Source organism: Cohnella rhizoplanae (genome assembly GCF_948329515.1).
Classification (GTDB): Bacteria; Bacillota; Bacilli; order Paenibacillales; family Paenibacillaceae; genus Cohnella; species Cohnella rhizoplanae.
On the sequence record NZ_CAOJCN010000003.1, the window covers coordinates 354,161 to 373,909 of the forward strand.

The window sequence follows — 19,749 nt, forward strand, 5'->3', positions numbered from 1 at the left end:
CCGGCCGGGAGGCGCGCGCGTGCCTTCCGCACCGGTTTTTTTGCATGTTTCGATAGAGGAAACCGCGCCCCGCGCCGCGAATCAATCAGGATGCGGGGAGGCGGGGGAAATGGATCGTTTCGGAGACGGGCTTATATTTGCGGCCGCAGTCGCGGCCATCTTATGGTGGCTGTGGCGCAGGTTCAGGCATTGGTTGCACGAGCCGCCCAGCTCCCGTCTGCGGAGGCTGGCCAGAGACGGGATTCCCGATGCCGACGACGAGGCAGCCGCGCTCTTGCGAGAGCAAGGCTACGAAGTATTGTCCGGCAAACACCGGATCCCGCTCGGCGTATCGGTCGACGACGGCCCCTTCCAGGCGACCCGGCTTTATTTCGACTATGTCGCGTCCAAGGAAGAGCGATATTATCTGGTCAAGCTGGAACGGCCGAGACAGCCGACCGATTGGACGGCCAGCGGGCTTCGGGAGCGATTGCTGGTGTACGCGCTATTGTATCCCGAATGCGACGGCGTCGTGATGGCGGATATGCGGGACCGTACGCTCAAGACGGTTCGATTCAGAATAGAGGGGGGCAAAGAATGAAGGGCCAGCGGCAAAGAAAAATTCGCGAGCTGATCGGCGCTAGCGAGATCGAAACGCAGGAAGAGCTCGTGGAAGCCCTCCGCTACCAAAGCTTCAACGTGACGCAAGCGACGGTGTCGAGGGATATCAAGGAGCTGCAGCTTATCAAGGTCCCGCTGGGCGACGGCAGATACAAATACGCGATGCCGCAGGACCAGCGATTCAATCCGTCCATGAAGCTGAAGCGGGCGATGCTGGACCACTTTATTCACGCGGAGGCTGCGGAGAATCTGGTGGTGGTCAAGTGTCTGCCGGGCACGGCGGGTACGATCGCCGCCCTGCTCGACGGGATGGACTGGCCGGAGATCGTCGGCACGATCGGCGGAGACGACACGACGCTGCTGATCTGCCGCACCAAAGCGCAGGGGCAAGAGATCGTTTCCCGCATTTTGGACATTATTCGTTAAGCGCGGGCCATGGGCCCTGCCGGGAAGGATGAGCGCCATATGCTGCAAGAGCTGTCCATACGCCACTTGGCGGTAATCGAACATATTCGGGTATCGTTTCGGCGAGGCTTCGAAGTATTGACGGGCGAGACGGGCGCGGGCAAGTCGATTATCATCGACGCGCTCGGTCTGATCGCGGGGAACCGCGGCTCCGCCGAGATGATCCGGCACGGCTGCGACAAGGCCGAGATCGAAGCGGTCTTTGACCTCGACCCGGTCCACCCCGTATGGGAAGTGCTGGAACGGCACGGCGTTCATGCGGATTCGCACGAAGCGCTGCTCGTCCGCCGGGAGCTGCAGGCCCATGGCAAGTCGTCTGCCCGCGTCAACGGACAGCACGTGACGCTCACGATGCTCCGCGAGATCGGCGAATGCCTGGTTAATATACACGGACAGCATGAGCCTCAGTCGCTGCTGAGAACCGAACGGCACCTGGAATGGCTGGATTCGTTCGCAGGCGATGCGATCGCTCCGCTCAAGGCCGAGTATCAGAACCTTTATCGCGAGTTTGCCACCGTAAGCCGCGAGCGCAGGGAGCTGGACGAGCTGACGCGGCAGCAGATGCAGATGCTCGACCTGTACCGCTACCAGCTCGAGGAGATTGCCGAGGCTCAGTTGAAGCCCGGGGAGGACGAGTCGCTCGCCGAAGAGCGCCGCAAACTCGCCCATGCGGAGAAGCTGGCCGAATCGGCCACCGAGGCTTATGATCTCTTGTACGGCAACAAGGGCCTCAGCGTATTGTCCAAGGCGATCGCCAAGCTGGAAGACATCGTCAAGGTCGATCCGGCTACGCTCGGGCCGCTCGTAGAGCAGCTGCAGTCGGCTTATTATGCGGCCGAGGACGTGGCTTACCAGCTGCGCGACTACAAAGAGGGCATCGAATTCAACCCGGAGCGGCTGTCCGAGATCGAATCGCGGATGGACCTGCTGTTCGGACTCAGGCGCAAGTACGGCGAGAGCGTCGAGGATATCCTCCAGTATTATGCCCGAATCCAGGAAGATACCCAGCGTCTCGAGAACCGGGACGAGCTGCTTAAGGAATTGAACGAGCGGGAAGTTCGGCTGGAGGCGGAGCTGCGAGCGGTCGCCGGCCGTCTCGGCGCGATCCGCCGGAACACGGCGGCGCTCCTCGCTGCCGAGATCGAACAGGAGCTGAAGGGTCTGCAGATGGAACGGGCGGTTTTCGAGGTGCGTCTGATCGGCACGGACGCTTTAAGTCCCACCGGCATGGATACCGCCGAGTTTATGCTGTCCACCAATCCGGGGGAACCGCCCAAGCCGCTCGCTCGTATCGCATCCGGCGGCGAGATGTCGCGCGTGATGCTGGCGCTTAAGGCCATCTTCGCCCGGATCGACCAGATTCCCGTACTCGTTTTCGACGAGGTCGATACCGGCGTCAGCGGCCGCGCCGCACAGTCCGTCGCCGACAAGCTGTCCCGGCTCGCCGCGCATTGCCAAGTGTTCTGCATCACGCACTTGCCGCAGGTGGCTTGCATGGCCGACGATCAATACGAGATCCGCAAACGCGTCACGGACGACGGCCGGACGTCCACCGGCGTTAAGATGCTGAATGCGGAGGAACGCGTCGAAGAACTCGCCAGAATGCTGGGCGGCGTGGAAGTGACCGATCGCACGCGCCATCACGCGCAAGAAATGTTAACGCTGGCCGAAGCCCAAAAAGCGCGGCAGGACGCGTAATTTCGTGATTCAAGGAAGGTTTTCGGCAACATAAAAGAAGGGGGCCGCGGTTACCTTATAGTTACGTCGCCGGGCGGGATGGCAGTTCGGCCGGTGTAGTCTGTAGGGGAGTGGTGAGAACTTGAACGGGAAGTCCTCTTGGCGTCGCGTCCTTGGTCTATTCCTAGCGCTCATTCTAGGCTTTGCCGTCTGTTCCGCACCTATGCGCCATTATGCCGCATTCCCGAATCAGCTTCGGTTGTTCGAGGGACAAGACAAGCACCTTCACTTCGCTATGCCCGTGCATGCGCAGGGTTCGCTCGACTCGAAGGTAGCCGAAGTCAATGGCTCGACCAGCTCGAACGTACGGATCAATCTTAATCAACCGGTGTCCATTCATTCCAAGCGAAGCGGCCAGACGGAACTCAAGCTTCGGCTGTTCGGCCGCATTCCCTTCAAGACCGTCAGACTCCAGGTCGTACCGGACCTGAAGGTCATTCCCGGCGGTCAGACGATCGGCGTCAAGGTCAAATCGGCGGGGATCATGGTGGTCGGCCATCATCTGATTCAGAACGGCTCTGAATCGCGCGTATCGCCCGGAGAGCAGGCCAAGCTGAAGCTAGGCGATCTCATCGTCTCGATCAACGGCGAACCGGTGAACGACGTGAAGCGAGTAGCGCCGCTCGCCAAGCAGGCGGGAACCTCCGGCGAGCCGCTCAAGCTCGTCGTGCAGCGAGGAAAGACGCAGTTCAGAACGGTGCTGGCGCCGGTATACGACAAAGAGGACAAAGCCTGGCGCATCGGCCTCTATATTCGGGATTCCGCGGCCGGCGTCGGCACGCTGACGTTTTACGCGCCTAATCAAGGCGTATACGGCGCGCTTGGCCATGTCATCACGGACATGGATACGCAGACCCCGATTACCGTGGGCAGCGGACAGATCCTTCAATCGAATGTGACCTCCATCTCCAAGAGCGAAAACGGCGACCCCGGCGAGAAGCGCGCCGAATTCGTGCCTGGGAGCAAGATGCTGGGTAACGTAGAACGCAATACGGCGTTCGGCATCTTCGGTCAGATGAGCGAACTGCCCGGCCACGCGTACCATCCGGAGCCGGTGCCGGTCGCCTTTGCAGAGGAAGTAAAGGAAGGCCCGGCGGAGATCTGGACGGTCGTGGGCGGACAAAAGGTCGAGCGCTTCAAGATCGAGATCGTGCACGTGTCGCGGCAATCCTCACCGGCAACCAAAGGGATGGTCATCCGTGTCACCGACCCCGACCTGATTAAGCGCACGGGCGGAATCGTGCAGGGCATGAGCGGGAGTCCGATATTGCAAAACGGCAAGCTCGTCGGCGCAGTGACTCATGTTTTCGTCAACGATCCGACTTCCGGTTACGGTTGTTACATCGAGTGGATGCTGCAGGATGCCGGAATCATGCTGAAGCCGGTGCAAGCGAGGTCCAAGGCGGTTTAATGCCTTGGGCTTTTTATTTGCGACATCGATTTGTCGAAAAACACCGAAATTAATCGTCAAATGACGTAAATTCTTTATTATATGTCAAACACATAAAAAAATAAAGAAAAACTTTACGACAAGAAGGAATTGCAAACGCTTTGTCGAATTCGGATAAACAGGGAAACGGTGAGCGTTTCTAATCTTATCTTAAGCTTGTGAGGGAGGATACAACATTGCCGCGGATTGAAGTATTTCTTGCAGACGATAACCGAGAATTCACGAACCTGCTGTCCGAGTACATCGAAGAGCAGGAGGACATGACCGTCATCGGCGTGGCGTACAACGGAGAAGAGGTCATCCGCCAACTGGAAGAAACCCGGAATATTCCGGATGTGATGATTTTGGATATTATCATGCCGCATCTGGACGGCCTGGGCGTACTGGAGAAATTGCGGGACTTGAATTTATCCCCGATGCCCAAGATCATTATGCTCACCGCGTTCGGCCAAGAGAACATCACCCAACGCGCGGTACAGCTCGGCGCCTCCTATTATATCCTGAAGCCGTTCGACATGGACGTGCTCGCGAACCGGATTCGGCAGCTGGCGGGCACGCCGTCCCAGAGTCCGGTGTCCATATCCTCGTCCGCTTCGTCCAACTTCAGCGGCATGCGGTCGAATATCGTGCCGATCGGCAAGCCGAAAAACCTGGACGCGAATATCACCAGCATCATTCACGAGATCGGCGTTCCGGCGCACATTAAAGGTTACCAGTACCTGCGCGAAGCGATCACGATGGTGTACAACAATATCGAGATTCTGGGCGCGATTACGAAAACGCTCTATCCGGCTATCGCGGAGAAGTTCAAGACGACGCCAAGCCGCGTAGAACGCGCCATCCGCCACGCGATCGAGGTCGCCTGGACGCGCGGCAACATCGACAGCATCAGCCATCTGTTCGGCTACACGATCAACATCGCCAAGTCGAAGCCGACGAACAGCGAATTCATCGCGATGGTAGCGGACAAGCTGCGCATCGAGCACAAAGTCAGCTAGGAACGGGGCGAAATAGCGCAACTCACGGTAGGCCGCTTCACAAAAACGCCGCTTCGACATCGGTGCTCGCTGCCGATCAAGAAGGCGGCGTTTTTTGTTATCGACACTGCTGGAATACGATGGTAAGATAGGCCTGTTGTGTCAAAAAAGTGAACGAAACGCACGCGCGCAAGAGAAAAGGGGGAGAACGATGATGAACAATGCCATTCAAAGACGCATCGCGGACCTGGCTCAGTATCGTCCCGCGCTGACGGCGCAGCCGGACCTGGATGCGTTCTGGACTCGCACGCTGGAAGATGCCAAGGACAAGCCCTTGAACGGGACGCGCATCGAAGCGCGGACGCCTCTCGCCGCGATGGAGGCGTACAGAGTCGAGTATGAAGGCTACGACCGTACCCGCATTCATGGCTGGTTTATTTTGCCCAAGGACATGCCTGAGGACGCCAAGCTGCCGTGCGTCGTGCTTTATCATGGTTATACGGGCAGCAAAGGTTATCCTGAGGACTATGCGCAATATGCGATGATGGGAATGGCGGCATTTGCCATAGACGTCCGCGGACAGGGCGGCGACACGGGCAACTTGCTCGAGCAGCGGCACGGGATGACGCGCGGATGGCTGACGCAAGGCATTCTGGACAGGGAGCAGTTCTATTATAAGGCGATCGCCGTGGATGCGTTGAAAGCGCTTGAATGGGCGGCGGATCAACCGGAGGTCGACGCGTCCCGCGTCTGCGCGATGGGCGGCAGCCAGGGAGGCGGGCTCGCGCTGCTCGCCGCCGCGCTCTCCGATGTGCCTGCGATCGCCGTCGCGCACATTCCGAACATGTGCCATATGGATTTCGGCATTTTGAACTCGACCAGCTCGCTGGCCGAAGCGGCCGAATTCCTTAATCGCTTTCCGGACAGGCTCGACGAGGTGCTGCGCACGCTCAGTTACTTCGACATGATGAATCTGGCCCACAGGATTCGGATCCCGCTGCTCGTCTCGGTGGGCTTGAAGGACATGGTCACGATGCCCGAGACGATATTCGCGGCTTACAACCGCATCGAATCGGACAAGCGGATCGAGGTTTATCCGTTCCAGGGTCACGCGGTCGGCAGCGACCAGAACCGCAAATCGCTCGAATTTATGCGTTCGCGCCTTAATTTTTAACTGGGCTTAAGGTAACTTGTCCATAATTTGATATAGTGAATGAATGATCCGTCAACCATCAAGGAGGAATAATAAGAATGAGCGATTTGGAAAAGGACCCGAACTTCCCTGCAAGAAAAGAGGGGGATTCCGTTGATGATAACGCGGTAGACCGCGTAGAGGCGGAGTCGGCCGACGGAACGTATGCGAACCGTTCGCTGAACGACGATATCGTGCCTGAGGCTGACGACGAGAGTGAACCATCCCGGGTCTTGGCGACGCCGCCGGCCGCCAGCGGTCCCAAGGCATCGGTGATCGTGCCCTGGATCGTCGCGGCCATCGCCGTGATCGCGCTGGCAGTCGTGCTGATTCGCCAGAACGACGGGGACGGAAACCTCAAGGGGGCCGTAGGTACGCTGAACGGCAAGGATATCACGAAGTCCGAATTTTACTCGGTGATGTACGATCAAGTCGGCAAAGACCAAGCCGGCTCGATGCTCGACAACTACATGACGCTGAAGTTGATCGGGAGCGAGGCGGAAAAGGCAGGACTTTCCGAATCCGCGGCCGAAGAAGCGGTCAATCAGGAAGTGACCAAGATCAAGGCGCAGTACAACTTCGCGACGGATGCCGACTTCGAGAACGCGCTCTCCTCCAGCGGCTCGACGCTCGAGGCTTACAAGAAAAATCAGATTCTGCCGCAAGTGGAGCTTCGCGCGATTTTCGACAAGAAGCTGGCGCCCAAGGAAGAGGATCTGAAGGCATACTACGATAAGAACAAAGCTAACTTCGATACGCCGGAACAGGTACGCGCCTCGCATATTCTGCTCGCGACGAAGGAAGAGGCCGAGGCCGTTCTCAAGGATCTGAAGGGCGGCGCCGATTTCGCTGCGGTCGCGAAGGAAAAATCGACCGACACCGGCTCCCAGGCCAACGGCGGCGATCTTGGCTTCTTCGGCAAAGGCATGATGAACGAGCAGTTCGAGACGGCTGCCTTTAAGCTTAAGAAGAACGAGATGAGCGGCGTCGTCGAATCGCCGAACGGCTTCCACATCATTCTCCTGACCGACCGCAAGGACGCGGTGCAGTCCACCTACGACAGCGCCAAGGACAAAGTAAAATCGGCCTACCTCGACGAGAAAGTCAACGAAGGCGCGTCCGAATGGATCGAAACGGCGAAGAAGGATGCAGGCTACGAAAACCTTCTGCTGAAGAAGGAAGATCCGGCCGCTTCGTCTTCGGCTTCTCCCGGCGCCTCCCCTTCGGCATCGGCCGCGGCGTCGCCGTCCGCGTCGGCCAGCGCATCTGAATAAAGCGGTCCCCTCGATCGAACCGCCGTCTATTCCTTAGGGATTAGGCGGCGGTTTTTACGTCCGAATAACGCAATATGATAAAAACGATTGAAAACAGTAATGAGATTCATTATCATTGAATAGACGTAACCCGGGAACTGCGGACGGAAGCGCCGCGGAGCGATGAGGAGCGGACGGAGGAGATAGCCAACATGAACGAGCGGCAGCTGAAGGAAGCATGCCATACCCAATTCGGAGTCGTCTCGGAGCGCGCTGCGGGCGCGCTGTTTACGATACCCGGCCGCGAGCTGGCAGACAACAGCGGAATGAAGCGTCTGCTGGCCGCCTACGGGCCTTTGATTAAGGCGCTCGACGCGCAGGTACCCGCGTCTTACTTCTGCGGAAGTCTGACCATGCTCGGCATGAGCCTGCATACCGCGCTGTCCGAGGCCAACCGCACGATCGATCTGGATCTTGACAATCTGGTCGTAGAGATCCGCATGCATGAAGGCGGCTATCCGGCGATCGTCTACCGGCTTAAGTCCTGGCGCAGCGAAGAAGGACCGGCCTCGCCCGCATCGCGCGACGCCTGGCTGATGCAAGCATATACCCGGCTGTATGGGGACGTCATGCGGCCCATCGTCGAATCCGCGGCGTCCGTCTCCGGCGCTCCGGTAGGGAGCTTATGGGGGCAGCTGCCCTCCAAATACCAATATTATATGCGGGTAAGGAAGGACGGATTGCCGGAAGGAAGCCGAATGCGCGAGCGGATCGAGGAAGATTACGAGCGGTTCGTTCGTCAGCTGCCGGCAACCGTATTCGGCAGGGCCAGGCACCCGTTCGACCTCAAGATCAAGTCGGTTCCGTCGCTCACGGATCCGCATGGCACAGCCGTCATGAAGAGCGCCTGCTGTCTGTACCACCGCACCGACGGCGGCGCTTATTGTTATACATGCCCCAAGCTCAAAGAGGAAGACAGGGCGGAGAGACGCGCCGCATACCTGTCGCAGCAGGCGGTCCGGACCTAAGCAAGCAACGCTAAGCCTGGCACCAGCGTCGGCTAAAGACCGCATAGGAGCGGCGAGGCCAACGATCGAGCCCTGCCGCCGCATAGGAGGTACAAACAGTTGATTCGCCGATTTATGTCCTATTATAGGCCTTACAGAGGGCTGTTTTATCTGGATTTTTGCTGCGCGATCCTCGCGGCGCTGCTGGAGCTCGGCTTCCCGCTCGCGCTGAACCAGGTCGTCGACAAACTGCTGCCGAGTAAGGATTGGGAGCCGATCCTGTGGGCGTGCGGCGGTCTGCTCGCCGTCTACGTGCTGAATGCGTTCATGCAGTTCGTCGTGACCTATTGGGGGCATATGCTCGGCATCAACATCGAGACCGACATGAGGCGCAACTTGTTCGCGCACCTGCAGAAGCTATCGTTCAAGTTTTACGACAATACCAAGACCGGCCATCTCATGTCCCGCATGTCCACCGATCTGATGGACATCGGCGAAGTCGCCCATCACGGACCCGAGGACGTGTTCATCGCCGTCATGACGCTCGCCGGCGCGTTCGGACTGATGATGTACATTCATCCGGGGATGGCGATCATCACGTTCGCCACCGTGCCCGTGCTGATCGTGCTCTCCATTTATTTCAACGGCAAGATGACCGGCGCCATGAACAAGATGTTCGGCAGCATGGGGGATTATAACGCCAGGGTCGAGGACAACATCGGAGGTATCCGCGTCGTGCAGGCGTTCGGCAACGAAGAGCACGAAATGTCTTTGTTCCGCGTCAACAATCAGCTGTTCCGCAAGGCGAAGCTGCTCGGGTACAAGATTCTGGCGCGCAGCTCGACCGCGAGTTACATGCTGATGCGGCTCGTATCGTTGGTCGTCATGGTGGCCGGCGCCTGGTACGTGATTCGCAGCGAGCTGCAGTACGGCGAATTCCTCGCCTTTATTTTGCTGACGAACGTGCTGTTCCGGCCCATCGAGAAAATCAACGCGGTCATCGAGCTGTATCCCAAAGGAATCGCCGGATTCAAGCGTTACATCGAACTCATGGATACCGAGCCCGACGTGGCGGACGTCGAAGACGCGATCGAGGTCGGCAAGCTCGCCGGAGAGATCCGCTACCAGAACGTATCGTTCGGATACGAAGCGCACTCCCAGGCGCTGCGCGGCATCGACCTGTCCATCCGGGCAGGCGAGACCATCGCGTTCGTCGGGCCGTCCGGCGCGGGCAAAACGACGCTGTGCAGCTTGCTGCCGCGCTTCTACGAGGTATCGGGCGGCTCGATCACGATCGACGGCATCGATATCCGGCGGATGAAGCTCGCTTCGCTGCGGCGGCAGATCGGCGTCGTGCAGCAGGACGTGTTTCTATTCTCCGGCACGGTGCGCGAGAATATCGCTTACGGCAAGCTCGGCGCGTCGGAGGAGGAGATCTGGACGGCCGCCCGCAGGGCGAGGCTCGAGGACTTCATCCGAGCGCAGCCGCAGGGACTCGATACGATCATCGGAGAGCGGGGCGTCAAGCTGTCCGGCGGGCAGAAGCAGCGGCTTGCCATCGCCCGCATGTTCCTCAAGAATCCTCCGATCCTTATCTTGGACGAGGCGACCTCCGCGCTCGATACCGAGACCGAAGCCGCGATCCAGCAATCGCTGGCCGAGCTGTCGGAAGGCCGTACGACGCTCGTCATCGCGCACCGGCTCGCCACGATCAAGGATGCGGACCGCATCGTCGTGGTCACGGAGGACGGCATCGCGGAGCAAGGCCGACACGAGGAGCTCGTGCGAACCGGCGGTCTGTACAGCAGGCTGCATCAAGCGCAATTCAGCGCCGCGCGCTAATTATTTCATAAAGTCGAGGCAGGTAAAACGTATATGGCATTGCATCCGAATATGGAGGCGGCGGAGGGGTCGGATGAACCCGTCCGGCAGCAGCGTTCCCGTCCTCTGGCCGCGTCCGTCATCTTGATCGGCGGCGCGGCGCTGCTCGCTTTTTGCATGGGCCTGTCCATCTCGGTGGGCGCCAAGGACATTGGCCTGTCCGTCGTCTGGGAGTCCTTTCTACGCTTCGACAAGGATCTGACCGACCATCAGATCATCCGCGCGCTCCGCATGCCGCGGACGCTCGCCTGCGCGTTGACGGGCGCGGCATTCGCGGTAGCGGGCTCCGTCATGCAAGGGATGACGCGCAACCCGCTGGCCGATCCCGGCTTGCTAGGCATCAACGCCGGCGCCGGCTTCATGCTGGCGATCAGCTTCGCCTTTATCCCGCATCTCGCGTTCAGCCAGCTGATCTGGCTGTCGTTCGCGGGCGCGGCGGGAGCGACCGCGCTGATTTACGGCATCGGCAGCCTGTCGCGCGGCGGTCTCACGCCCGTCCGGCTGGCGCTGGCCGGGTCCGCCATATCCGCGCTGCTGCTGGCGCTCAGCGAAGGCATCGCGCTCAAGTACCGCATTGGCCAGAGCCTGGACTTCTGGCTGTTCGGCGGCGCGGCGGGCGTGCGCTGGGAACAGGTCGACGTGATCCTGCCATGGATCGGCGGCGGCCTCGTCGTCGCGCTGCTGCTGTCGCGGTACATCACGCTGCTCAGCCTCGGCGAAGAGACGGCGGCGGGCATCGGCGTACGCGTAGGTCTGATCAAGCTGATCGGGGCGACCGTCGTGCTGGTCCTCGCCGGCGCATCCGTGTCCGTCGTCGGTTTCGTCAGCTTCATCGGTCTTATGATTCCGCACATTACCCGCTATCTCGTCGGCGTCAGCTACCGCTGGATCGTTCCCTGCTCCGCGATATTGGGCGCGCTGCTATTCGTGCTCGCGGACCTCGGCGCCCGTATGGTAAGGCCGGGGCTAGAGACGCCGGTCGGCGCGCTGATCGCGATATTGGGCGTGCCGTTCCTGCTGTATCTCGCCCGTCGCGAAGGGAGGTCGCTCTGATGGCCGCCAAGTCCGTCTATGCCGCCTCGGATACGCGAAGAAGGGCCAAGGCGTGGTCCACCGTCGTCGCGATGGCGCTCGTCGTCGTGGCCGTCTTCGTCATCAGCATGAATACGGGCTTCATCCGGCTCAGTCCGCTCGACGTCGCCAAGACGCTGCTCGGCTTCGGCACGGACAAGCAGTCGCTCATCCTGTTCGAGTTCCGGCTGCCGCGCATCGTCATCTCGGTGCTCGTCGGCGCCGGCTTCGCGCTGGCCGGCTGCATCCTGCAGGGCATCACGCGCAATCCGCTTGCCGATCCAGGCTTGATCGGGGTGAATTCCGGCGCCGGTCTGATGGTCATTCTGTTCGTCTCGCTGCGCCCGTCCATCAGCGCTTCACCGCCTTACACGCTGCCTTTCCTCGCGTTTTTCGGCGCCGCGGCAGCCGGCGCGCTGGTGTACTTCCTGGCCTATAAAAGATCGGACGGCGTGTCCGTCATGCGGCTCGTGCTCGTTGGCATCGCGGTGCAGGCGGGGATCAGCGCGATCACCATCGTGCTGTCGCAGCGTCTGAACCCGGAGCAGTACCAATTCGCGGCGACCTGGCTGGCCGGCAGCCTATGGGGCGCGAACTGGAAGTTCGTACTCACGCTGCTGCCCTGGCTCGCGATCCTGATTCCCTATGTCATGTCGAAGGCCAGGACGCTTAACGTCCTCAGCCTGGGCGATCATCTGTCCGTCGGACTCGGCGCGCGCCTGCAGCGCGAGCGGCTGCTGCTCCTGCTGGCGGCGGTCGCGCTCGCCGGAAGCTGCGTCGCGGTAGGTGGCGCGATCAGCTTCATCGGCCTGATCGGACCACATCTGGCCAGGCGCCTCGTCGGCTCCCGGCATGAGATTCTACTGACCGCTTCGGCCTTGTCCGGCAGCATGCTCCTGATCGCGGCAGATACGATCAGCCGCATTTCCGATACGCCGACCGGCATCATCGTGGCGATCATCGGCGCGCCTTACTTCATCTACCTGCTGGCACGCGCCAGGTAGACTTATCCCAAATGAAAGGACCCGAATGCGAGCGATGAAGCCTCGCGTTCGGGTCCTTTATTTTAGTTCGCTGCGCTTAGAGCTCGATCACGATGCGGCGCTCGCCGGCGGAAGGGCTCACCTTCACGCCGAGCGCGTCGCCGGCAGCGCTGCCGCCGGTCACCGCGCGCACGGCCTCGATGCCGCGCAGCTGCACGGACCAGTCCGCGCTGCCTGCGGCTTCGCCCGCGGCCGTCACCGTGACGGCGCTGCCGCTGCGTGCGGCCGTGACGGTGAGCCGGACCGCGCCGTCCTCGCCGACGATATCTGCGGATGCCGACGCGCCGTCGCCCAGCTCGAACAGCTGCAGCGTCACGCCTTGCGCATAGTCGTAGTCCGGACGGTCGTCTACCGCTCCGACCGCGATGAGGGAGCCTTCGCGCGCGTACAGCGGCAGACTCATATAGTCGTAGGTCTCGCGATGCCAGGAGCCGCCCTCGACGACTTCGCCCGTCAGGAAGTGCGTCCATCTGCCCTTCGGCAGATAGTAGGCCGATTCGCCTTCGCTATTGAAGATCGGAGACACGAGGAGAGAGTCGCCGAGCATGTACTGCCGGTCCAGATAATCGCAGGCCGGATCTTCGCCGAACTCCAGCAGCATCGCCCGCATCATCGGCAGGCCCGCGCGGCTGGACACGGCGGCTTGGGCGAACAGATAGGGCATCAGGCTCGCCTTGAGCTTGGTGAAGCGGCGGAGTACGTCGACCGCCTCTTCGTCGAACAGCCACGGTACGCGATAGGAGGTGCTGCCGTGCAGCCGGCTGTGGCTCGATAGCAATCCGAACGCGACCCAGCGCTTGTACAAGTCAGGCGTGGCGCTCTGCTCGAAGCCGCCGATGTCGTGGCTCCAGAAGCCGAAGCCCGACAGGCCGAGCGACAGGCCGCCGCGCAGGCTCTCGGCCATCGATTCGAACGTCGCTTCGCAATCGCCGCCCCAATGCACCGGGAACTGCTGTCCGCCGGCCGTTGCCGATCGGGCGAACAGCGCCGCCTCGCCCCGGCCCTTTTTCTCCTCGAGTACGTCGAATACGACCTTGTTGTACAGCTGCGTGTAGTAGTTGTGCATCTGATGCGGGTCGGAGCCGTCGAAGTAGACGACGTCGGTCGGGATGCGCTCGCCGAAGTCGGTCTTGAAGCTGTCGACGCCCATGTCCACGAGCGCCCGCAGCTTGTCCCCGAACCAGCGGCACGCGTCGGGGTTCGTGAAGTCTACGATCCCCATGCCGTATTGCCACATATCGGTCTGCCAGACGCTGCCGTCCGGACGCTTCAGCAGGTAGCCGCGTTCCATGCCTTCGTCGAACAGCTTGGAGCGCTGGGCGATATACGAGTTGATCCAGACGCAGATCTTGAGACCCTTCGCCTTGAGCCGTTCCAGCATGCCCTTCGGATCCGGGAAGACGCGCTCGTCCCATTCGAAGTCGCACCATTGGTACTCCTTCATCCAAAAGCAGTCGAAGTGGAAGACGGATAAAGGCAGGTCGCGCTGCGCCATGCCGTCCACGAAGCTGTTGACGGTGTCCTCGTCGTAGTTCGTCGTGAACGAGGTCGTGAGCCAGAGACCGAAGGTCCACGACGGCGGAAGCGCCGGTTTGCCGGTGAGCGAGGTATAGCTGCCCAGCACGTCCTTCAGCGTATCGCCGCCGATGATCATGTACTCGAGCTGCTCGCCTTGCACGCTGAACTGCGTTTTGGACACCTTTTCCGAAGCGACCTCGAACGAGACCAGCTCCGGGTGATTAACGAACACGCCGTAGCCGCGGTTGGTCACGTAGAACGGCACGTTTTTATAAGCCTGCTCAGAAGCGGTGCCGCCGTCCTGGTTCCAGATATCCACGCTCTGCCCGTTCTTGGCGAATGCGGAGAAGCGCTCGCCGAGACCGTACACGGCTTCGCCGACCGCGAGGTCAAGCTGCTCCCGGAAATAGTGGACGCCGTCGCCGCCCTTCACGAATCCGGTCTGGCGGAACCCGCTGCCGGTCAGCTTGCGTCCCTTATGGTAATAAGTAATGCGAAGCGGATGCTTCTTGGTGATCGTGACGCTCGTCTCGCCGCTGGTCAGGGTCACCTGCGTCTCCGTATCCTGAACCTGCGCGAGCTTGCCGTCGCCCGCGTTCATGAGCGGGAAGGATCCCGGCGACAGGCGCGCGCGCCCCTTGTGATGGTACAGCTTGACGCGAATGACGTCCGGCATCGGCGAATCGAATTCGATCGTCGTCAGCGCCTCGTTGAGCGTATTGCCCCGGTTGTCGAGATGGCGGTGCGGCGCGTATACCGTGAGCTTGCCCGGAGCGACATCGACGCTGTGCACCTCGTATGGCGTCAGCACCTCGTAACCTTCGCGTGTCATCCAATAGCCGTTGCTGAATTTCATGGATTCGGGCCTCCTGTTCGAGCGTTTTGGAACCGCTCTCTATAAGTAACATAATACCGATTGATTTATCGCGATTCTTGCAATATTATGCTTATTAATAACACGATTATGAGGCGGATGGTCTTAGATGGACAAGAGATTGTTAAAAGAAGACCGTCAGCACGGCACGCCGGGATTCCCAGTCGGCTATTACCAGCAGAGGCGGACCGCCCAGGCGGGCATCCTCGATTTTCATTGGCACGAGGAGTTCGAGTTCCTGCGGGTAACGGAGGGTCGCGCCGTCTTTCAGATCGGATTGGCCGCCTACGAAGTGTCCGCAGGGGAGGCGCTGTTCATACCCGGCGGCTTGCTGCACGGCGGATATCCGCTTCACGGCTCGGATTGCGCGTACGAGGCGCTTGTCCTGGACCTGGGCTGGCTGGACGGGGGGGCGGCCGACAACATCTCGGCGCGCTATCTGCGTCCGCTGCAGCGCGGGCATGCGGGCATCGCCGCGCACTGGACACCCGGGACGCCCTGGGGCGAGGCGGCGGTCTCTGCGCTGGCGGCGATCCAGCGGCTCGAGCTGGCCCCGGATCCCGCTCGGGAGCTGCGCGTGAAGGCGGGCCTGCTCGCGCTATTCGCGGATCTGATCGACGCGGGGCAGTGGCAAGCGCGGTCGCCTACTGGCGAGGGGGAGAATCTGGCGGCGGAAGGCTTGAAGCAGGCGCTGTCGTACATGGAAACGAACTTCGCGCGCAAGCTCAGCCTACGGGAGCTGGCCGGCGTCGCCGGCATGAGCGAGGGTCACTTCAGCCGCATGTTCAAGGCCTATATGCGCAAGACGCCGATCGAGTATCTTAACCGTTATCGGATCCGTTATGCGGCCGGCAGGCTGGCGTCGACGGACCTTACGGTATCGGAGGCGGCGCTGGAGGCGGGGTTCGACAACTTCAGTTATTTTATCAAGCTGTTCCGCGGCGTATACGGCTGTACGCCCAAGGCGTACCGCAAGCAGGCGGCCGCAGCTGCGTTGGGATAGCGCGCTGCTTCATACGTGGGCGAGCGCGGTCGGGAGAAAATAAAAAGGAATGGCGCCCGGCCGGGCGCCATTCCTTTTTCATCCATTTTACGCCATTCGATTCATGGGGTTCCGCCTGTCTGGCTGCCGTCCCGCGGCGGGCGCGGGGGACGCTTCGCCCGGAAGCGGGGCGATACGTAATTGTGCTTGCGATCCCGGAAAAAAATCCACCCGGCGATGAAGCCGACGCCGACGATAAACAGAACGAATCCCAGCAAAAAGTGCAAAAAGTCAAAGTCAGGATTGGGCAGGTTCACGTCCCCGAATTGGGCGAAATAATCGAACAAAGCATCCTTCATAAGGAGGAAGCCGTACGCGGCGGCGATGCCCGGCACGACGAGCAAGAGAATGGCGATCAAGCGCGAGATGACGAGCTTCAACGGTTTGTCCACCTTCCTGTTCTATGTTTATATGATAGCGATTTATCGAGAATATGTCCATCTCAAATGAGAACGGAAAGGAAGCTAAGAAGCTGAATCGTTCGCTTTTTCACAAAAATGGATGCCGTTGGCGAAAACTTTGCGGTGAGGGCGAAGCATCGCGCTTGTCCTGCGGTTTTCTTATTTCTGGCGTTGACGCTATAATGAGAGAGATTGGCGCGAATGAACGCGAGGCGCCCGAAAATATGCCGACGCCGTTCGCCTTTATACATACGCTATTAAAATTCGAACACCGGAGGTACCTATATATGCCGATTGAAGTCGATGTCGCCATATTGGGCGGCGGACCGGGCGGCTATACGGCCGCCGTTCGCGCCGCGCAGGCGGGACGCAGCGTCGTCATAATCGAGAAGGACAAGCTGGGCGGCACCTGTCTGCACAGAGGCTGCATCCCCAGCAAGGCGCTGCTGCGCAGCGCGGAGGTCTATGCGACCGTGCGGGGAGCGGCAGCTTATGGCGTTCGCTTGTCCGAATCCGGCGAAGCGACCGTGGATTGGCCGTCCGTGCTGCAGCGCAAGGACGACGTCGTCGCCCAGTTGCACAAAGGCGTGGAGGCGCTGATGAAGCAGAACCGGATCCAGGTCGTGCGGGGAACCGGCAGGCTGATGGGGCCTTCGATCTTCTCGCCGCGCGCCGGCGCGGTCGCCGTGGAGATCGAGGACGGCGAGTCGGAGACGATCGTGCCGCGCCACCTGATCGTCGCGACGGGGTCGCGGCCGCGCAGGCTCGAAGGATTGCCGTACGACGGCCTCCATGTCGTGACGAGCGACGAGGCGCTCGGATGGCCGTCCCGTCCGCTCAGCGCCATCATCGTCGGCGGCGGCGTCATCGGCGTCGAGTGGGCGTCGATGCTGGCCGACTTCGGCACGGACGTGACGCTCGTCGAGACGGCCGACAGGCTGCTGCCCGGCGAGGACAAAGACATCTCGACGGAGCTCGCCCGGCAGCTGGAGAAGCGCGGCGTCGCGCTCAGGCTCGGCGCGAAGCTGGACGCAGCATCCTGCGATGCCGCAGACGGCGGCGTGTCCGTGCGGATCGATACGGCGGGGGGCGAGTCCGAGTCGCTGCGTGCGGAACGGATGCTGGTATCCGTCGGACGCGTAGGCAACGTGGAGAACCTCGGCTTCGAAAATACGGACGTGAAGACGAGCGGGGGCTTCGTCTCGGTCAATCCGGCGACGCTGCAGACCGGCGAACCGCATATTTACGCCATTGGCGACGTGGTTGGCGGCGTGCAGCTGGCGCATGCCGCCATGCACGAGGCGGAGGTGGCAGTCGCCCACCTGCTTGGTCAGCCGGTCCCGCGGACGGCCGACCGTGACGTGCCTCGCGCGATCTACAGCAGGCCCGAGGCCGCCGCGATCGGCTGGACGGAAGCCGCGGCCAAGGCTGCAGGCTACGACGTGCGCGCGGTCAAGCTGCCGATGCGCATCTTCGGCAAGGCGCTCGTGCACGGCGAGTCCGAAGGCTTCGCAAAGGCCGTCGCAGACCGCAAGACGGGCGATCTTCTCGGCGTACATATCGTCGGTCCGCATGCGACCGATCTGATCGCCGAGGCGTCGCTCGCCAAGCTGCTGGACGCGGTGCCTTGGGAGATCGGCCGCGCGATTCATCCGCATCCGACCCTGTCGGAGGCGATGCAGGAAGTGATGCTGGCCGTCTCCGGCTCGGCGTCGCACGGCTCATAGTCTGGAGCGCCCGCGCTAGCCGCGGCGTTTCGCAGCAGCGGTTTCGCCCGGTTTTTAAGGCGAGACCGCTGTTGCGTTGTGGCAGCGGGCGAGCGGTGTTACTAGGCGGGAATTACCTCGAAAAGCAGCGTAACTGGGCACGGACGGCACTCTAGCGGCGGGAGTTACCTCGAAAAGCAGCGTAACTCGGCACCGATGGCACCCTACTGGCGGAGTTACCTCGAAAAGCAGCGTAACTCGGCTCGGACGGCACCCTAGCGGCGGGAGTTACCTCGAAAAGCAGCGTAACTCAGCTCGGACGGCGCCTTACTGGCGGAGTTACCTCGAAAAGCAGCGTAACGCAACTCCTGCGCACCCGGCCCTCGCTCGCGGTTTCTTTTTGCCGAAGACCGCTGTATAATAGGTTCTAGGTTCAAGTATTAAGACCAGGTTATAAAACACATACAAACTAAAAAATCCAAGAAGCCGGGAGGGACGCGCCATGAGTCAAAAAGGCAGCGTTGATCAGCAGGCGAGACATGCGGCACTAGGGTTGACGGACGAGCAGGCCGTCGCCATGTACGAGACGATGATGCTCGCGCGCAGATTCGACGAACGCGGCCAGGTGCTGCAGCGGTCGGGCAAGGTCAACTTTCATATCTCGGGCATCACGCAGGAACCGTCGCAGGTGGCGATGGGCTTTGCTATGAATCGGGAGAAGGATTGGTTTCTGCCGTATTATCGGGACTACGGGCTCGTGCTAACGATCGGCATGACCGTCAAGGAGCTGATGCTGGCGCTATTCGGCAAAGGCGAGGACCCGAACAGCGCCGGCCGCCAGATGTCCGCGCACTTCGGCTGCCGCCGTCTGCGCATCGCGACGAGCTCGAGCCCGGTCACGACGCAGGTGCCGCACGCCGTCGGCTTCGCGCTCGCGTCGAAGCTGCGGGGCGAAGACGGCGTAGCCATCGTCTCGTTCGGCGAGGGTTCGAGCAACCAGGGCGACTTCCATGAAGGCTGCAACTTCGCCGGCGTGCAGAAGCTGCCAGTCATCTTCGTGTGCGAGAACAACGGCTATGCCATCTCGGTGCCGCTGTCCAAGCAGACCGCCGGCCGCATCAGCGACCGGGCGCTCGGCTACGGGTTCCCCGGCATCCGGGTCGACGGCCATGATCCGTTCGAGGTATACCGCGTATTCCGCGAGGCGCACGAGCGCGCGCTGGCAGGCGAGGGTCCGACGCTGATCGAGATCATGACGTACCGCGTCACGCCGCACTCTACGTCGGACAACGATATGGCGTATCGCACGAAGGAAGAAGTGGACGAGAACCGCGGGAAGGACGCGCTGCCCGTTTTCCGCGCTTATCTGGAGAACCTCGGACTATGGTCGGAAGAGCGCGAGCAGGCGCTGCAGCAGCGAATCCGCAAGGAACTGGACGAGGCGACGGCTTATGCCGAACAGGCGCCTTACCAGGCGGCCGAGGACGCCTTCCGCTACGTGTACGCCGAAGACAATGGGGAGGTGCGCTGAG

Annotated in this window: 16 protein-coding genes; 14 read left to right on the plus strand and 2 right to left on the minus strand. The window is 61.1% G+C overall.

All coding sequences use genetic code 11. The annotated features are described in order from the left end of the window. The first annotated feature begins 109 nt into the window (after positions 1 to 109). From PQG80_RS08330 to PQG80_RS08380, 11 genes are all read left to right on the plus strand, one after another. The gene (locus tag PQG80_RS08330; RefSeq protein WP_271750802.1) at positions 110 to 580 is read left to right on the plus strand and encodes a hypothetical protein; all 471 of its coding nucleotides are present in this window, start codon (positions 110 to 112) and stop codon (positions 578 to 580) included. Then, the gene (ahrC, locus tag PQG80_RS08335) at positions 577 to 1,026 is read left to right on the plus strand and encodes a transcriptional regulator AhrC/ArgR (protein WP_271750803.1); all 450 of its coding nucleotides are present in this window, start codon (positions 577 to 579) and stop codon (positions 1,024 to 1,026) included. The genes PQG80_RS08330 and ahrC overlap by 4 nt, the downstream gene beginning before the upstream one ends. A gap of 39 nt (positions 1,027 to 1,065) precedes the next feature. Continuing rightward, positions 1,066 to 2,763, plus strand: coding sequence for a DNA repair protein RecN (gene recN / locus PQG80_RS08340; RefSeq protein WP_271750804.1), 1,698 nt, complete (start codon positions 1,066 to 1,068; stop codon positions 2,761 to 2,763). Between the two features lie 121 nt (positions 2,764 to 2,884). Further along, positions 2,885 to 4,213, plus strand: a complete 1,329-nt coding sequence (gene spoIVB / locus PQG80_RS08345; RefSeq protein ID WP_271750805.1) for a SpoIVB peptidase — start codon at positions 2,885 to 2,887, stop codon at positions 4,211 to 4,213. 215 nt (positions 4,214 to 4,428) lie between these two features. Next, complete coding sequence (spo0A, locus tag PQG80_RS08350; RefSeq protein ID WP_271750806.1) at positions 4,429 to 5,250, plus strand: sporulation transcription factor Spo0A; 822 nt, start codon at positions 4,429 to 4,431, stop codon at positions 5,248 to 5,250. 190 nt (positions 5,251 to 5,440) lie between these two features. Beyond that, a complete protein-coding gene (locus PQG80_RS08355) occupies positions 5,441 to 6,403 on the plus strand; it encodes an acetylxylan esterase (RefSeq protein WP_432432730.1) in 963 nt (320 codons plus the stop codon). A gap of 77 nt (positions 6,404 to 6,480) precedes the next feature. Continuing rightward, positions 6,481 to 7,695: a peptidylprolyl isomerase gene (locus PQG80_RS08360; protein ID WP_271750807.1), complete on the plus strand. Its 1,215-nt coding sequence runs from the start codon at positions 6,481 to 6,483 to the stop codon at positions 7,693 to 7,695. Positions 7,696 to 7,886: 191 nt separating this feature from the next. Continuing rightward, entirely contained in the window at positions 7,887 to 8,702 is an 816-nt protein-coding gene (locus tag PQG80_RS08365) for a (2Fe-2S)-binding protein (protein ID WP_271750808.1), read from the plus strand. Between the two features lie 99 nt (positions 8,703 to 8,801). Beyond that, the gene (locus PQG80_RS08370; RefSeq protein WP_271750809.1) at positions 8,802 to 10,523 is read left to right on the plus strand and encodes an ABC transporter ATP-binding protein; all 1,722 of its coding nucleotides are present in this window, start codon (positions 8,802 to 8,804) and stop codon (positions 10,521 to 10,523) included. Positions 10,524 to 10,556: 33 nt separating this feature from the next. Further along, positions 10,557 to 11,615, plus strand: a complete 1,059-nt coding sequence (locus PQG80_RS08375) for a FecCD family ABC transporter permease (RefSeq protein WP_271750810.1) — start codon at positions 10,557 to 10,559, stop codon at positions 11,613 to 11,615. Continuing rightward, positions 11,615 to 12,637 (plus strand): FecCD family ABC transporter permease, encoded by a 1,023-nt coding sequence (locus tag PQG80_RS08380; protein ID WP_271750811.1) that lies wholly within the window; start codon positions 11,615 to 11,617, stop codon positions 12,635 to 12,637. The genes PQG80_RS08375 and PQG80_RS08380 overlap by 1 nt, the downstream gene beginning before the upstream one ends. Before the next feature lie 76 nt (positions 12,638 to 12,713). Here the strand turns inward: PQG80_RS08380 and yicI are convergent, their stop codons facing one another. Continuing rightward, the gene (gene yicI / locus PQG80_RS08385; RefSeq protein ID WP_271750812.1) at positions 12,714 to 15,050 is read right to left on the minus strand and encodes an alpha-xylosidase; all 2,337 of its coding nucleotides are present in this window, start codon (positions 15,048 to 15,050) and stop codon (positions 12,714 to 12,716) included. Positions 15,051 to 15,177: 127 nt separating this feature from the next. Here yicI and PQG80_RS08390 point away from each other — a divergent pair, with 127 nt between their 5' ends. Then, positions 15,178 to 16,071: an AraC family transcriptional regulator gene (locus PQG80_RS08390; RefSeq protein ID WP_271750813.1), complete on the plus strand. Its 894-nt coding sequence runs from the start codon at positions 15,178 to 15,180 to the stop codon at positions 16,069 to 16,071. 101 nt (positions 16,072 to 16,172) lie between these two features. On the opposite strand, the gene PQG80_RS08395 is transcribed toward PQG80_RS08390, so the two are convergent. Continuing rightward, entirely contained in the window at positions 16,173 to 16,490 is a 318-nt protein-coding gene (locus tag PQG80_RS08395; RefSeq protein ID WP_271750917.1) for a DUF2627 domain-containing protein, read from the minus strand. A 308-nt stretch (positions 16,491 to 16,798) separates the two neighbouring features. Between PQG80_RS08395 and lpdA the strand changes: the two genes are divergently transcribed. After that, entirely contained in the window at positions 16,799 to 18,238 is a 1,440-nt protein-coding gene (lpdA, locus tag PQG80_RS08400; protein ID WP_271750814.1) for a dihydrolipoyl dehydrogenase, read from the plus strand. 481 nt (positions 18,239 to 18,719) lie between these two features. After that, on the plus strand, positions 18,720 to 19,748 hold the full coding sequence (locus PQG80_RS08405) for a thiamine pyrophosphate-dependent dehydrogenase E1 component subunit alpha (RefSeq protein WP_271750815.1): 1,029 nt from the start codon (positions 18,720 to 18,722) through the stop codon (positions 19,746 to 19,748). The last annotated feature ends 1 nt before the right edge of the window (position 19,749 follow it).